The sequence below is a fragment of the Streptomyces sp. NPDC003247 genome, from assembly GCF_042888135.1.
Taxonomy (GTDB): domain Bacteria; phylum Actinomycetota; class Actinomycetes; order Streptomycetales; family Streptomycetaceae; genus Streptomyces.
Genome location: NZ_JBIAPF010000016.1, coordinates 20,846 through 36,221, shown reverse-complemented (window position 1 = coordinate 36,221; position 15,376 = coordinate 20,846). Strand labels below are relative to the sequence as shown.

Below are 15,376 nucleotides of genomic sequence, written 5' to 3'. Positions count from 1 at the left end.
ATGAGGATCGCCAACCTCGCGGGCCGCCTGGCCCTGCTCACCGGCGACGGCGCCGTCGACGTGGCCGCCGGCGGCTTCGACGCCGACCCCGCCGCGCTCTTCGCCCAGTGGGACGCCCTGCGGCGCTGGTCCGCCGGGATCGACCCGGCGACGGCCGTGCCGTACGAGGAGTCCGACCTGCGCGCACCCGTGCCCGAGCCGCGCCAGATCTTCGCGGTCGCCCTCAACTACCGCCCCCACACCGCCGAGGCGGGCTACGAGGAACCGGCCGAGCCGCTGGTCTTCACCAAGTTCCCCACCTGCCTCACCGGCCCGTACGCCACCGTCGACCTGCCGCCCGGACACGTCGACTGGGAACTGGAGATGGTCGCCGTCATCGGCCGCGACGCCCACCGGGTCCCGGAGGAGAACGGCTGGGACCCGGTCGCGGCGGTCACCGTCGGCCAGGACCTGTCCGAGCGGATCGTCCAGCTCGCCGGGCGTCCCGCCCAGTTCTCCCTGGGCAAGTCCTTCCCGGGCTTCGGCCCGGTGGGACCCGCCCTGGTGAGCGTCGACGAACTGGCCGACCGCGACGACCTGGAGCTCACCTGCGAGCTCAACGGGGAGGTGGTCCAGCACGACCGCACCTCGAACATGATCTTCCCGGTGCCGAGGCTGGTCGCCCACCTCAGCGCGATCTGTCCGCTGCGCCCCGGCGACCTGATCTTCACCGGCACCCCCGCGGGCGTCGGCAACCGCCGCACCCCCCAACGCTTCCTAGGTCCCGGTGACACCCTGGTCAGCCGGATCGCGGGCCTCGGCGAGATGCGGCACACCTTCAGGAGCGCACCATGAACGACACCACCCTCTTCACCGGAGTCCGGGTCTTCGACGGCACGGGACGCGACCCCTTCCCCGCCGAGGTCCTCGTCGAGGGCCAACGCATCACCACCGTCGCCCCTCGGATCCCCGCCGCCCGCCGGGCCGGCGCCCGGATCGTGGACGGCGGTGGCGGCACCCTCATCCCCGGTCTGGTCGACTCCCACACCCACCTCGGCTTCGGCTCCACCGTCGAGCACCGCTCGCGCCGCCGGGACGAGCCCGACGAGGAGAAGGCCCTGCTGGTGGCCCACGCCGGCCGTGTCCTGCTCGACCACGGCTTCACCAGCGCCTACTCCGGCGGCAACCGGCTGCCCCGCACCGAGACGGCCGCCCGCAAGGCCTTCGCGGAGGGCTGGATGCCCGGCCCGCGCTTCAAGGCCGCCTCCTGGGAGGGCACCGCGGGCATGCGCGAGCAGGGGGTCTACACCTTCCCCGGCGTCGACGGCCGGGCCTCCGACCCGGAGTCGGTGAGCCGGTTCGTCGGGGAGATGGCCGACCTGGGCGTCGACATCGTCAAGCTGTCCCTGTCCGGCGAGAGCGCGGTCGTGCAGGGCACCTCACGGATCGTGCAGTTCACCGACGAGGAGGTCGCGGCGGCCGCCGCCGTCGCCCGCGAGCGCGGCGTCGCGCTGACCGCCCACGCCCACGCCGCCGAGTCGATCAAGATGGCGGTACGGCACGGCATCCGCGCCGTCTACCACTGCACCTTCGCCGACGAGGAGGCCCTCGACCTGCTGGAAGAGGCCCGCGACCGGCTGTTCGTCGCCCCGACCCCCGGCATCGTCTTCGCCAACCTGCACGAGGCCGACAGCGAGCCCGAGCCCGGCATGGAGGTCGAGGCCACCGAGAAGTCGGTGAAGCAGGTCGTCCCCGAACTCGTCCGGCGCGGCATCCGCGTCGTCCCCGGCGGGGACTACGGCTTCGCCTGGAACCCGGTCGGCCGCAACGCCCGCGACCTGGAACTCTTCGTCGACTGGTTCGGCTTCACCCCCGCCGAGGCCCTGCGCGCCGCCACGCTGTACGGCGGCCAGGTGATGGGCATGGGCGACGAACTCGGCCTGGTCAGGGAGGGATACCTCGCCGACCTGGTCCTCGTCGACGGTGATCCGCTGGACGACATCCGCATCCTCCAGGACCGCGACCGGCTGACGGCGATCATGAAGGACGGCACACTGCACAAGGCACCGGCGTGAGGGCCCCGGCAGCGGACGGAAGCGGGGACGCGGGCGGGACGCGGGTCCGGGTGCGCGGCGGCGGCGCGGCCGCCCCGCGGGCCCGCACCGCCACCGGACGGCTGGTGGGGGAGTGGGACGGACCGGTCGCCGTGTTCCGTGGCGTCCCCTTCGCCGCACCCCCGGTCGGCGACCTGCGCTGGCGGCCACCCCGGCCCGCCGCACCCTGGGAGGGGGAACGGCGCGCGTACGACTTCGGGCCCGCGCCCCTGCAACCGCAGCCGCCGGCCGACTCGGTCATGTACCGGACCAACTTCGCCGACCGGCGGGCCCTGGTGATGAGCGAGGACTGCCTCTACCTCAACGTGTGGACACCCGACCCCGCACCGGGCACCGGGCTGCCGGTGATGGTCTGGATCCACGGCGGCGGCAACCGCTACGGACACGGCTCCCAGGACATCCACGACGGCCGTGCCCTGGCCGGCCGCGGCCTGGTCGTCGTCACCCTCAACCACCGCCTCGGCGCCCTCGGCTTCCTCGCCCACCCCGGACTGGCCGCCGAGGACGAGTCGGGCGCGTCCGGCAACTACGGGCTGCTCGACATCGTCGCCGCCCTGGCCTGGGTGCGCGAGAACATCGCGGCCTTCGGCGGCGACCCCGACCGGGTCACCCTCGCGGGCAACTCCGCGGGCGCCGCGCACATCTGCCACCTGATGGCCGCGCGGCAGGCCCGGCCGCTCTTCCGGGCCGCCATCGGACAGAGCGCCTCGGGCGTGGGCCGGGCCGAGGGGCCGCTGCCCGCCCAGGCCGACGCCCAGAAGCAGGGCCTGGCCTACGCGGACGGATTCGGCGGCCGGGACATCGGCGCGCTGCGCCGCACCTCGGGTGTCGAGCTGATCGTGCGCGGTCACTTCGGCCCGGTCGTCGACGGCCGGATCCTGACCGAGCCGACCGACGACGTGTTCACCGCCGGCCGCCAGCACGGCGTTCCGCTGCTGGTCGGCACCAACCGGGACGAGGGCACCGTCTACGCCTCCCCCGACCAGGACGCCGAGGCCGTCGGCGACGCCCGGTTCGTGGGCCCCGTATGGCACTGGGCCCGCACCCACCGCGCCACGTCCGGCTCGCCCACCTGGATGTACCGCTTCACCCGGCGGCCCCCGCTGCCGCCCGGCCTGCCCGACCTCGGCGTGTACCACACCGCCGAACTCCCCTACGTACTGGACAACCTGACGCGGCGCCCCGGCTGGCCCTGGCAGGACACCGACCGGCGGCTGGCGGCCGTCATGGCCGACACCTGGGCGCGTTTCGTCGCCTCGGGCGATCCCAACGGCGGGGGACTGCCGCCCTGGCCGGAGTTCACCGGACCCGGCGACACACCCGCCATGGTCTTCGGCGACACCGTGCGCCAGGACGTCCTGCGCGGCCCCGTCCGTCCCTCGTGACGTGCCGCACCCCATGACCCCAAGAAAGGAAGGACCCGTGGCACGACTCCCGGGTACCGACGGCGCCGGGGACATCGCGGCCCGCATCCGCGAACGGCGCGGGGGCGACCTGCGCCCCCTGGACCGGATGCTGCTGCACAGCCCGCAGCTCGCGGCCGGCTGGAACAGCCTGCTCGGCGCCATCCGGCAGCGCATCGAGCTGCCCGCCGACATCCGCGAGCTGGTGATCCTCAGGATCGCCGTGCTCAACCGGGCCGACTACGAGTGGGCCGCCCACGAGGCGGACGCCCGCGCCGCCGGGCTCGGCGACCGGCAGTTCGACGCGCTCCGCGGCACGGACGCGGGCAGCCACCCGGCCCTCGACGAACGGCAGCGCCGGGTCATCGCGTACACCGACGCCATGACCCGGGACGTCCACGTCCCCACCGCCGTCTTCGACGCGGTACGCGATGACTTCACCACCCCGGAACTCGTCGAACTGACCGCCACGGTGGCCGCGTACAGCATGGTGTCCCGCTTCCTGGTCGCCCTCGACGTGGAGCTGCCGGCGTCGGCCGGGGGCCGGTGACCGCACCGGCCCCGGGCCCGACAGGACCTATGCGCCGCAGTGGCCCCTGAACACGTCCACCTGGCCGGCGGTGCTGTTCGCCACCACGATGTCCGGTACGCGGTTGCCGTCCAGGTCGGCCGCGGCGGCGTCGTACGCGCCCGGCGCCGCGAGCTCGGCCGACTCGCCGACGGTGCCGTCGGCCGAGCCCCGGAAGAGGGTGACGGAGTTCCCCTTCAGCGAGGACACCATGATGTCCGTGATGCCGTCGCGGTCGAGGTCCGCGGAGCCGACCGCGACGGGCAGGGCGGGCGTGGTGTGGGCGGTGGCGTCCTGGAAGGTGCCGTCGCCGTTGCCGAGCAGCACGTCCAGGGTGTCGGTGTCGTTGCTGACGGTGGCCAGGTCGACGGCGCCGTCGCCGTTGAAGTCGCCCTCGGCCAGGGAGTAGAGGCGGGCGGCGGCCGGGAGGTCGACCCGGGTACCGAGTCCTCCGCTGCCGTCGCCGAGCAGCACGCTCACCCCGGAGCTGCCGGCGCTCGCGGTGGCGACGTCCGCCGCGCCGTCGCCGTCGAAGTCGGCGACGACGACCCCGTGCGGCGAGCTGACGGTCGCCACGTCGCCCTCGTCGTCGAAGGTGCCGTCGCCCTTGCCCAGCAGCACGCGCACCGCGTTCGGTCCCTGTTCGCCCACGACGAGATCGGCGTGGCCGTCGCCGTCGAGGTCGCCGGTGGCCAGCGCCCGCGGTGCCCTGCCGACGTCCAGGGACGTGGCCGCGGCGAAGGTGCCGTCGCCGTCGTTCAGCAGGATGCTGACCTGGGCGCCGCCGAAGTCGGTGGCGGCCAGGTCGGGACGGTGGTCGCCGTCGAAGTCGGCGATGACCGTCTGGTACGGGTGGGAGCCGACCGCGTAGGTGCTGCCCGGGGCGAACGTGCCGCCGCCCCGGCCGAGCAGCACCGTCACCGAGTCGCCTTCGAGGTTGGAGGCCACGACGTCCTGGCGGCCATCACCGTCGAGGTCGGCGAAGACCACGTGCCGGGGGTTGGTGGAGGTCGTCGCGGAGGTACCGAGCTGTGTGTACGCCACCGTGCCCGTGCAGTGGGAGGCGTGGGCGGAACGGCCGGTGTGCGCGGCGGCGACGCCGGTGGAGGCCACCGCCAGGGTCATCCCGGCGGTCGCGGCCACGGCGACGCGGTACCTGCGGTTGTGCTTCATACGGTTCCCTCCCGGGGCGGACGTGCGGCGTGTTCACCGCGAGAGCATGCCTCATCCTCCGACAATCTGTCGACAGTTTAGCCTTTTTAAGGCTGCATAGAGCTTGACCTAGCAATAGTGTCGACACTAGGAAGGTGGGGCATGGTCCGATCGCATCGGGCGGTGCCCGGCACCCAGCACACCGAACCAAGCGCTCCCAGGAGGACACCGTGACGACCGAAACCCAGCCCGCCCCGGCGCCCGGCACCGGCCGGCTCTCCGGCAAGGTCGCCCTCGTCACCGGCGCAGGCGCCGGCATCGGCCAGGGCTGCGCGCTGCTCTTCGCCGAGCAGGGCGCGACCGTCGTCGGCTGTGACATCGATCCGGCCGCCGCCGAGCACACCCGCAAGCTCGCCGCCGACCGCGGTCTCGCCGTCGACGTGCTCGCGCCGCTGGACATGACCGACCCCGCCGACGCCCGGCGCTTCGCCGACGAGGCGTTCGCACGGCACGGCCGGATCGACGCCCTCGTCACCGCGGGAGCCATCGCCCCGCACATGGCCACGGCCGAGGAGATGGACTTCGACGTGCAGTGGACCCCGACCATGCGGGGCGAGGTGGACGTCGTCTTCCTGCCCGTGCAGGCCGCCTGGCCGCACCTGCGGGCCTCCGGCGGCGGCTCGGTCGTCAACTTCGCCTCGGTCAACGCCTTCCGCGGCAGCGGCACCTTCGGCATGGTCGCGCACTGCGCGGGCAAGGCCGCCGTGCTCGGGCTGACCCGTCAGCTCGCGGTGGAGGGCGGGCCGCTGGGGATCCGGGCGAACACCATCTCGCCCGGGATGGTCCGCACCCCCGCCACGGAGTCGGCGGGCGCCCACGAGGGCGCCGCCCGCGAGGCGCTGCTCGCCCGCATCCCGCTGGGACGGGTCGGCCGGCCCGAGGACATCGCCTGGTGCGCGGTCTACCTCGTCTCCGACGAGTCGACGTGGGTGACGGGCGGCAACTTCCCCGTGGACGGCGGAGTGCTGGCCAAGTAGGCGGGCGGCAGGGCCCGTTCAGGCGGTGGGCCGCCGCCTGCGCGCGGGTTTGCGGCTGCCCGCGGCATCCTGCTCGATCTGCTCCTCCGCGGAACGCAGGGCGCGCACGGTCGCACCGGCGATCAGCGCGGAGGCGAGCTCCCCGTCGCGTTCCTCGCAGGCCTGGATCAGCCGCTCCTGGTCGTCCACGCTGTAGGCCAGCCGGCCGGGACGGGTCAGGCTCAGGTGGCGCAGCATCAGGGTCCGCAGGGCGAGGGAGTCCAGGATCTGCTTGAGCGTGGCGTTCTGGACGATCTCCGTCATCCGCTCCTGGAGCTGGACATGGCTCCAGAAGTACGCGTCCACGTCACCGGCGTCCGCGAGCTGCCGCATCGTCTCGACCCGGCCGCGCAGCTCGGCCAGCTCCTCGTCGGTGGCCCGCTCGACCAGCAGGCCCGCCAGCATCGCCAGCAGGTGCCGGCGCACCTGGTAGATGTCGCGGATGTCCGTGAGGGAGGGGGCGGCGACCCGGGGGCGGCGCCGCGCCTTCATCTCGACCAGGCCCTCCTGCTCCAGGAGCATCAGGGCCTCGCGCACGGGGGTGCGGCTGGTGTCGAACCGGCGGGAGAGCTCGACGCTGTTGAGGTCCTGCCCCGGCTCCAGCCGGCCCTCGATGATGCCGGCGCCGACCCACTCGGCGATCTGCGCCACCAGCGGCTCGCGGCGGTCCCGCAGCCGCAGCAGCCGCTCCAGCACCACGTGCGTGTCCTGTTCCGGCATGCGCCGCGTCCCCCTGTTCGGTCCGAGTGCCAGGTCCGGGTGTCATAGGTGACCCAACGGTGTCGACACTACCGCATGCCCGAGGGGCATCCCGCGGTGTTCGCCCACCCCCTGTCGACACCCGGCGGGAAAAGCCCGGCGGACCGCCCCCCGCGCTCCGCCCACCCCGAGGTATGGGAGGAAAAAGAATGAAGAGAGCGAAGAGAATGCGCGACGACCACGGGACGCCGTCGGCGCTCAGCCGACGCGCCGTGGTCGGCGGCGCCGCCCTGGCCGCGCTGACGGCGACCGGCGCCGCGGCGGGCACCGCCGTCGCCGCGCCCACCGACGCGGCCGACACGGCCGGCACCGGGCTTCCCTGGGAGCCCGTGCCGCTGCCCGAGCAGCGCCCGGTGACCGAGTACCAGGTGCCCGTGGCCGGCGGCGGCAGCCTGTGGTGCTGGGACACCGGCGGTGACGGCGAGCCGGTCGTGCTGCTGCACCCCGGCTCGGGAAGCGGCGAGAGCTGGCCGTACCAGCAGCCCGTGCTGGCGGCGGCCGGATACCGCGTCATCGGCTACTCGCGGCGGGGCGCGTACCGCTCCGTGGCGGGCACCAGGGCGGAGGCCGACACCGCCTCCGGGGACCTCGACACGCTCGCCGACCACCTCGGGCTGGACCGCTTCCACCTCTCCGGCTCGGCCGCCGGCGGCCCGGTGGCGCTGGACTACGCGCTGGGGTACGAGGACCGGCTGCTCAGCCTGACCGTGTCCGGCAGCATCATGGGCGTCCAGGACGCCGCCTACCTCGAACTGACCGAGGCACTCCAGCCCGACCCGTTCGGCGACCTGCCCGTGGCCGTGAAGGAACTGGGTCCCTCCTACCGGGGCGGCGATCCGGACGGGGTGGCGGCCTGGCTGGCCGTCAACGCCCGGGCGCGCACCGCGGACGCCTTCCCGCAGTCCCTGGCGCACACCGTCACCTGGGCGGCACTGGAGACACTGACGCTTCCGGTGCAGCTCGTCACCGGCGACGGAGACCTCTACAGCCCGCCCTCGATCATGCGGCTCAACGCCCAGCACCTCAGGGCGGAGCGGACCCATGTCGTGGCGGAGGCGGGGCACAACCCGCACTGGGAGCAGCCCGCCGCGTGGAACCGCCTGCTGATCGCGTTCCTCCGGCGGCACGGCGCCCGACGGCGGTGACCGTCGGCAGTGACCCGTCGGCAGTGACCCGTCGGCGGTGATCCGTCGGCGGTGATCCGCCGACGCGCTCGAAAGCCCTGAGCGCGCGAACGCTCCGGCCCCCGGGATGAGGTGACATCCCGGGGGCCGGTTCACGTGAGGATCACGCGACGGTCAGCGTGAGCGCCCCCGTGTAGGAGCGGCCCGCTTCGAGGGCGGTGGGCGTCCCGTCGACGGTGAGGGTGACCGTCCTGCCGCGCGGGGCCTTGACGGAGGCGTCCGCGGCCAGGGTCAGGGCGCTCAGGTACGAGGTGCCCGTGACCGTCCACCGCGAGCCGCTGCCCAGGGTCACCACGACGCCGTTGTTGACGACCGGGCTCGGGGTGTTGGTGACCTCGCTGATCTCCCGGTACTCCGCGATGGTGATGGTGGAGACCCGGTGCTGGGTGGTGGTGGCGGAGATGACGCCCTCGACGGTGGAGCGGGTGAAGTCCAGCACCAGGTTCTGGCCCTGGAGATTGGCGTTGCCGCCCCCGCGGACGGCGTTGTAGAAGTCGCCGGTGAGGTCGATGTCGGTGAAGGAGGCGGCGGCGTCGGTGGTCTGGGCGCTGGTGGTGACCCAGGTCGACGACTTGACGGCGGAGCCGGTGGGCTCGGTGTAGGTGCCGAGCATCTCGGTCTTCCAGGGCTTGCCCGTGACCGAGACGCTGCTGGGCCGGTCGGTGTCCATCAGCTGGAAGATGACGCCGTTGCCCGGGTTGAGGGCGGCGCCCTGGGAGCCGTCGACGGTGACCTTGCCCGCGACCGCCTTGCACATGAAGGTGGTCTTGCCGGTGTTCACCTGGGTGCCGCCGTCGATGGCGACCGATCCGGCCGCGTACCACAGGACCATGAACCGGCCGGCGTCGATGACGGTCGAGCGCACCGGCAGCTTGCGCAGCTCGCTCGCGGTGAGGCCGATCTCCAGCGACTCGTTGAGCTCCGCGACGGCTTCCCTGGTGCTGTCGCCGTAGTGGGCCGAGGCGCCCCAGTGGATGAGGGCGTAGTCGCCGACGTCGAAGGTGCAGCCCAGGAAGTGCTCGGTGACGCTGCCGATGGCGTAGGAGCCGTAGCCCTGGCCGCCGGTGTTGGCGATGTGGCTGTTGATCGCGGTGAGCGTGCAGTTGCTGCCGCCGTCGACCGAGAGGGCGCCCCACTTCTCCGAGGAGATGGTGGAGTTGACGTAGGTCGCCCGGGTGCTCGCGCCGAGCAGGTTGGTGGTGCGGACGTTGCCCGACAGGCCGAGCATCCACGGCACGGTGATCATGTACCGGGTGTCGCCGGTGCCGGTGGCCGGGTACTCGTCGGGCACGTGGCTGCCGTCGGCGCAGTGCAGGGTGGAGTTCTTGACGACGACGTTTGCGGTGGCGTCGGCGATGACCGCGGTGCGGACCAGGCCCTCGTTCTTGATGGTGGCGCCGTCGATGACGAGGTTGGTGCCCTCGCCGGTGCCGACCACGGAGGCGCCGTAACCGATGAAGTCGCAGCGGCCGTTGCCGTCGAAGGCGATCTTCGGACGGGTCAGGGTGTAGGAGCCGCCTCCGGTGACGTACACGCCGTTGAAGGACTCGCCGTTGGACAGCAGGGTGATGTCGTGCGCGCCGGTGTCCGTGACGGTGCCGCCCCGGACGTCGGACGGGACCGACTTGCTCTCGTCGACACCGTTCGCGTCGACGTAGAGGGCCTGGCGGATCGGGAAGGACATGTCGCTGTAGGTGACGTCGTTGGCGACGGCGACGGTCAGGATCACGGTCCCGCGGTAGGTGCCGGCGGCGATGGCGGTGGCCAGTCCGCCGTAGCCGTCGGTGAGTTCGCTCAGCTTGCCGCCGGTCTCTACGCCGTTCACGGTGAGGGTGAGGCGGTAGCCCTCCGGGGCGGCGATGACTCCGCCCTCCGCGATGGTGAGCCTGCTCACCGTGGTGGTCCCGGTGAGTTCCAGGGTCTCCCCGGACCCGACGGTGAGGGTGTTGCCGCTCTTGGCGGAGGACGCCGAGGTCCGCGCCGAGGCCGGGGTGACCAGCGCCGGGGTCATCGCGAGTCCGGCGACCGCCACGAGGAGGGCGCGGTTGCGGGCCCGGTAGGTGACGTCCTGCTCCATCACGGACCCCCCGGCCGCACGGCCGGCCTCGGTGCTGCTTGTGCGTACCACTGTGAACTCCCTTGTCTTCCAGTGCGTTCGGGCATGGCCGACCGGCACCGGGCGCAGCGGTCGGCGACGGTGCGGTCGACGGGTGAACCGATGAGGAGAGCCTGTCGGCGAGGTTCGACTGAGACGGTACTGTCGACACTTCGCGCCTCACAAGGGGTGTGACGCGGATGCTCGCCCATAATCTGGCGACACTAAGCGGGATGGGGGAGGCCCCGCACCGCCGGAACGGCCTGACGCCCCCGTGCGACGGCGAAACCGGGTGGACCCGCGGAGCCGGTGCCGCCTACCGTCGGCCCATGGTCGACGCATGCTTCGGACATCCACGGCTCGCCGCGCTCTACGACCCGCTCGACCCCGACCGCGGCGATCTCGACGCGTACCTGCGCATGGCGGAGGAGTTCGCTGCGCGCCGCGTGCTGGACATCGGCTGCGGGACGGGCGTGTTCGCGCTCCTCCTGGCCGATCGCGGCATCGAGGTCGTCGGACTCGACCCCGCCGGGGCGTCCCTGGAGGTGGCCCGCAGCAGACCGGGCGGGGAGCGCGTGCGCTGGATCCACGGTGACGCGACCGCACTCCCGCCGCTGCGGGCCGACCTGGCGACGATGACGGCGAACGTGGCCCAGGCCATCGTGGCTCCGGGCGGCTGGCGGGAGACCTTGCGGCGGGTGCACGCGTCCCTGCGGCCGGGCGGGCGCCTGGTGTTCGAGACCCGGGACCCGGCCCGGCGCGGCTGGGAGGAGTGGAACCGTGAGGATTCGTACGTCGCGGTGGACGTCCCCGGCGTCGGCGTGGTCGAGAGCTGGCACGAGGTGACCGACGTCAGCCTGCCCCTGGTGACCTTCCGGACGACCTACGTCTTCGCCGAGGACGGGGAGGTGCTGACGTCGCGGTCGACGTTGCGCTTCCGCGAGCGACGGGAGGCCGAGGCGGACCTCCTCGCGCACGGCTATGTGATCGACGACGTCCGCGACGCCCCCGACCGCCCGGGCAGGGAGTTCGTCTTCGTCGCGCGACGCCCGGGGGAGGGGCCCGGGTGAGCGCGGGCACGGGGCGGCGACGAGCGCGCGCCCGACGCCCGTAGCGGGCGCGCCGCCCCGGCCTACGGCGGTACACCGGCCGGCGGGCCCGGTACACCTATCGGCGGGGGCGGGTTGCCGGCCGGCGCGTCGCACCCGTCGACTCCCTTGCCGGCACGGAGCCGAGAGGGCTCGGACCACGACAGCCGGTGCGCCCGCCGTCCGCCGTCCGCCACCTGGCGGCGGGTAGTGGTCGGCGGGCGGCGGGCGGTCGGTCGGTGGCGGCGGCCCCGGTTGCCGTGTGCCGGGGAGCGGCCGTGCGATCCGCGCCGGTGGCCGGCGGTGGCCGGTGGCCGGTGCGCCGGTGCGCCGGATGCGGCCCCGGTGTCGGCGGCGGTGCCGCCGGACGGGGCCCGAGCCGACGGCGGGGTGCCGCCCGACGCGGGACCGCCCGACGCGGGACCGCCCGACGTAGGACCCGCCCGACGTAGGACCCGCCCGTCGCAGGACTGCCCGACGTCGGCCCCGCGCGGACGTCGGCCCCGCGCGGACGTCGGCCCCGCGCGGACGTCGGCCCCGTGTCCCGACGGCACCATCCGTCGGGACGCGCGCCCGCGCCCGCTCCCGCGTCGTGGGGGCCCGGCGTCCCCGGAGCCGCGGAGCGGTGTCCGTGGACCGGGCCCCCTCCTGCCGTCAGGCGATGGCCGCCTGGCGGTGCGGGACGAGCCGTACCGGGCCGACGAGGCCGTAGTCCTGGCGGGCGGCGCCGCCGAAGACCGCGGGCTGGGCGACCCGGAGCCGGTTGATCAGCGGCGTGGCGACCTCGATCACGATCTCGTTGGCGCCGGCCCGCAGCGCCGACCCGAGGTCGACCACCGGATCCAGCCGGTCCGCGGCCGGCAGCCGCGTGCCGTTGACGGTGACCCGGAAGGTGTCACTGACCTGACCGAGCTCCAGCGTCGCACCGTGGGAGCCGTCCCAGCCGGCGGGCAGGGTGACGGTCGTCCGGTAGCGGCCGATGCCCGCGGAGTCGGCCAGTTCGGGGACCTTCGACCACGGCAGCAGGGTGTCGAGGGTCAGGGACCGCGACGTGCGCTCGGTCCGCGTCGCGGAGGAACCGGGGCCCCAGTCCTCCACCTCCAGCCGCCAGCTCGCCGGCACGACCGGCTCCGGCACCGTGTCGAACGTCGTGGTCACGGTGCGGCCCGTGGACAGGTACGTGGTGTACCGCCCGGCCGCGGTCGCCCGGACGGACAGGCCACGGGCCGTGAACAGCACGCCGCCGGCGTCGGTGGCCGTCGCGTAGGGGCGGTTGCCGTCCCGGTCCCCGAACAGACCCGGACGTCCCAGCACGACGATCGTGCTCTGGCCCGGCTGGAGGGCGACACGGAGCGTGAACTCGTCCCCGTCCCGCGTGTAGCGGCCGGCCCGGGTGACCGTGCCCGACCAGGGGTCGAGCAGATACGGCACCGCGGTGCCGCGCCCGGAGCCGCGGAACGTGCGCCGCACGGTGACCTCGTGGTCGATCGCCGCCACCGCGGGCTTCACGGTCTCCGCGTGCTTGCCGTTGCAGAAGTAGTAGAAGTCGGCGTCGTCGGTGACACGATGGGCGTTCAGGAGCGTCGAGGAGACGGAGTGCCGCACGTCCGGCGTCACGCCCAGCCGGGCCAGTGCGTCACCGACCGCGGTCTTGTCCGTGATCCGCACGACGTTGGGCAGGGCGAGCAGCCCGGTGAGGACCTCGGTCAGGCGGGCCGTCTCGCCCTCGTCGGGAACCCCCGGCGTGAGCGGCTGGTCGAAGGCGCCGAGCAGGACCACCGGAAGCCCGTCCCGGGCCAGCGCCAGAACGGCCTTCGCGTCGGCGAGCGCGAGCGTGGGGGTGGAGGAGTAGAAGAAGTCGCCCTCCACGAACAGGGCCTTGTAGGCGGGGCCGTCGGGCGCGAGGCGGCCGTCGTCGACGGTCGCGCCGGGCAGGGCGAGGACGGGCCCGCTGAGGAACTGGTGCGTCCAGCCGAGCGGTACACCGGTCGAGGTGAACCAGGACGCGCCGATGCCGGTGGCGGTGTAGCCCGTCTGACGGAACACGGCGACGTCCGCGCGGGCCTTCCCGGCCTGGAGCACCTGGTGGAGTCGGGAGAGGTAGCCGGACACGTCCTCGACGTGCTCCCAGGTGGGCTGCCGGGGACCCCACGACTCGCCGTAGCCGGGAGCGCCGTTGTACGGGCTGAAGGCGGCGAAGCCCGGCCAGCTCACGTTCGGCGCGGTGGCGTAGGAGAAGCCGTGCAGCACGGTCTGGTTGACGCCGGCCGCGTAGGCGCCGCCCATGGTGCGCAGGAAGCGGTCCCAGGTGGTGCTGTAGGCGGAGCCGTTGTAGGCGCCCGCCTCGCAGGACAGCACCGTGTGCCCGGCCATGTCCCGGCCGCCCGCCAGGCAGCGGTAGTCGTCGAGGTTCTTGAAGCCGAGCGACTCGCCCTCGGCGATGTCGAGCAGGGTGGCCGAGGCGATCGCGTCCGTCTGGAGGCCGTACGGCTGCGAGCGCAGCTCCATGTGCAGCGCGTGCGCCCAGTCGCGCAGGGCGCCCAGGTGATGACGGTTGAACAGCTCGGAGACGGCCTCCCAGAAGTCGTGCCGGATCTGCCGGGTGAGCTGGGCCTCGAAGGCGAAGACCTGGTTGCTGTTGTCGAGGACCAGGGCGGGCAGGTACGGCAGGAGGGGGCGGCCGGTGTGCTTCTCGAAGGCCTCGGGGAGCCGTGAGGTCCAGACGAGACCGTCCGTCTCCAGCTCCACCGAGTCCTCGAAGAACGCGCCGCCCGCGGCCTTCAGCAGCTGCCGGAGCGTGGACGTCAGGATCCGGTCGTCCCAGAAGCCGGTCACCGCGGCGGTGCCGGCGGCGCTGAAGTGGTCGACGACGTACGCGGCGGGCGAGGAGTGCGGGCCCGACTCGGGCTGCTGGGCGGAGCCGCGCTGCCAGTAGGAGATCAGCACCCAGTCGCCGTCGGCCGGTGCCGTCCAGGTCAGCGTGCCGTCGGTGACCGTGGCGGTCAGGTCGCGCACGCTGGCCAGGTCGAGGCCGGTCTCCTTGCGGGTGGAGTTCGCGGTGTCGACACGGGCGGCCTGCACCGCGATCAGCGACTGCCGGGTGACGCCGGAGGCCGGGGCGTGGACGGGCGGGGGAACGGGGCCCTGGTAGGTGCTCCCCGCGGTCAGCGAGACACGGCCGTAGGCGAGTTCCTGCGCCGCGGCGTCGTCGTCCGGGCCCAGGCCCGGGACGGCGGCGGGCCAGGCGGGGCCGAGGGTCAGGTCGATGGTGACGCCGCGTCGCGCGGCGCGCCGCAGCGCCGTCTCCACGCCCTCCCGCCAGGGCCGGCTGCCCCAGCCGTGGTGCTCGGTGTCCAGCACCGACTTGTCCTTGATGCTGTGGTGCACGGCGGCGATCTCCATGCCGCCGAAGCCGGCGTCGGCGATCTGGTCGATCTCGCGGGCGATCTCGTCCGGGTCGACCAGGCCGTCCGGCCACCACCAGCGGAACTTGGGGCGCACGGAGGCCGGGGGCCTGGCGAACCAGTCGGCGCCCGGGGCCTGACCGGCCGTGCCGGTCGCGGGAACCGCCTGCGCGGGGGAGACGGCCCCGAAGGTGAGCGCGGCTCCGGCGGTGAGTCCTGCGGTCACGGTGAGGACCGAGCGGCGCGTCAGCCCGCGGCGCTGGGGGTCGGGTTCGTGCATGTGTGCATCCCTAGGTGAAGGGTGAGAGGTGAGCGTCACCGTGATTGAATCGATTCAATCCCTGGTAAGTGCGGGAACGCTAAGCCTGTGGATCGACCGAGGTCAAGATGTGTGCACCATGTGTGTCGCCGATTCGTGAAGACGAGTCGCCGTGGGGCCGGGGCGAGTTGCCCGTACGGCGCGTCGCGGCGTGCGTGTCCGTTACGCGCGTGACGTCCGCACGCGCCCCGCCCGACGGGCCGCCGCAGCCGTATTCACTTGGAATTAACCCCAT

Annotated in this window: 11 protein-coding genes; 7 read left to right on the top strand and 4 right to left on the bottom strand. The window is 73.5% G+C overall.

Annotated features, from left to right (window positions below; all coding sequences use genetic code 11):
* From ACFYWQ_RS37480 to ACFYWQ_RS37465, 4 genes are read left to right on the top strand one after another with little or no spacing between them, the layout of a single operon-like run.
* Nucleotides 1–834 carry a fumarylacetoacetate hydrolase family protein gene (locus ACFYWQ_RS37480; protein WP_389523267.1) on the top strand — a complete coding sequence of 278 codons (834 nt, stop codon included), beginning with the start codon at nt 1–3 and terminating at the stop codon, nt 832–834.
* Complete coding sequence (locus tag ACFYWQ_RS37475; RefSeq protein WP_389523265.1) at nt 831–2,054, top strand: amidohydrolase family protein; 1,224 nt, start codon at nt 831–833, stop codon at nt 2,052–2,054. Before ACFYWQ_RS37480 ends, ACFYWQ_RS37475 begins: the two co-directional genes overlap by 4 nt.
* Entirely contained in the window at nt 2,051–3,478 is a 1,428-nt protein-coding gene (locus ACFYWQ_RS37470) for a carboxylesterase/lipase family protein (RefSeq protein WP_389523262.1), read from the top strand. Before ACFYWQ_RS37475 ends, ACFYWQ_RS37470 begins: the two co-directional genes overlap by 4 nt.
* Before the next feature lie 37 nt (nt 3,479–3,515).
* The gene (locus ACFYWQ_RS37465; RefSeq protein ID WP_389523259.1) at nt 3,516–4,046 is read left to right on the top strand and encodes a carboxymuconolactone decarboxylase family protein; all 531 of its coding nucleotides are present in this window, start codon (nt 3,516–3,518) and stop codon (nt 4,044–4,046) included.
* Between the two features lie 27 nt (nt 4,047–4,073).
* On the opposite strand, the gene ACFYWQ_RS37460 is transcribed toward ACFYWQ_RS37465, so the two are convergent.
* Nucleotides 4,074–5,237 (bottom strand): FG-GAP repeat domain-containing protein, encoded by a 1,164-nt coding sequence (locus ACFYWQ_RS37460; RefSeq protein WP_389523256.1) that lies wholly within the window; start codon nt 5,235–5,237, stop codon nt 4,074–4,076.
* Between the two features lie 209 nt (nt 5,238–5,446).
* On the opposite strand from ACFYWQ_RS37460, the gene ACFYWQ_RS37455 reads away from it, so the two are divergent.
* Nucleotides 5,447–6,253: an SDR family NAD(P)-dependent oxidoreductase gene (locus ACFYWQ_RS37455; protein WP_389523253.1), complete on the top strand. Its 807-nt coding sequence runs from the start codon at nt 5,447–5,449 to the stop codon at nt 6,251–6,253.
* An 18-nt stretch (nt 6,254–6,271) separates the two neighbouring features.
* Here ACFYWQ_RS37455 and ACFYWQ_RS37450 read toward each other — a convergent pair whose 3' ends face one another.
* Entirely contained in the window at nt 6,272–7,012 is a 741-nt protein-coding gene (locus ACFYWQ_RS37450) for a GntR family transcriptional regulator (protein ID WP_389523250.1), read from the bottom strand.
* A 188-nt stretch (nt 7,013–7,200) separates the two neighbouring features.
* Here ACFYWQ_RS37450 and ACFYWQ_RS37445 point away from each other — a divergent pair, with 188 nt between their 5' ends.
* The gene (locus ACFYWQ_RS37445) at nt 7,201–8,196 is read left to right on the top strand and encodes an alpha/beta fold hydrolase (protein ID WP_389523247.1); all 996 of its coding nucleotides are present in this window, start codon (nt 7,201–7,203) and stop codon (nt 8,194–8,196) included.
* Nucleotides 8,197–8,338: 142 nt separating this feature from the next.
* On the opposite strand, the gene ACFYWQ_RS37440 is transcribed toward ACFYWQ_RS37445, so the two are convergent.
* Entirely contained in the window at nt 8,339–10,363 is a 2,025-nt protein-coding gene (locus ACFYWQ_RS37440) for a hypothetical protein (RefSeq protein WP_389523244.1), read from the bottom strand.
* A gap of 296 nt (nt 10,364–10,659) precedes the next feature.
* On the opposite strand from ACFYWQ_RS37440, the gene ACFYWQ_RS37435 reads away from it, so the two are divergent.
* Nucleotides 10,660–11,400 carry a class I SAM-dependent methyltransferase gene (locus ACFYWQ_RS37435; protein ID WP_389523241.1) on the top strand — a complete coding sequence of 247 codons (741 nt, stop codon included), beginning with the start codon at nt 10,660–10,662 and terminating at the stop codon, nt 11,398–11,400.
* 672 nt (nt 11,401–12,072) lie between these two features.
* Here ACFYWQ_RS37435 and ACFYWQ_RS37430 read toward each other — a convergent pair.
* A complete protein-coding gene (locus tag ACFYWQ_RS37430; protein WP_389523238.1) occupies nt 12,073–15,102 on the bottom strand; it encodes a glycosyl hydrolase in 3,030 nt (1,009 codons plus the stop codon).
* Nucleotides 15,103–15,376: the final 274 nt, after the last annotated feature.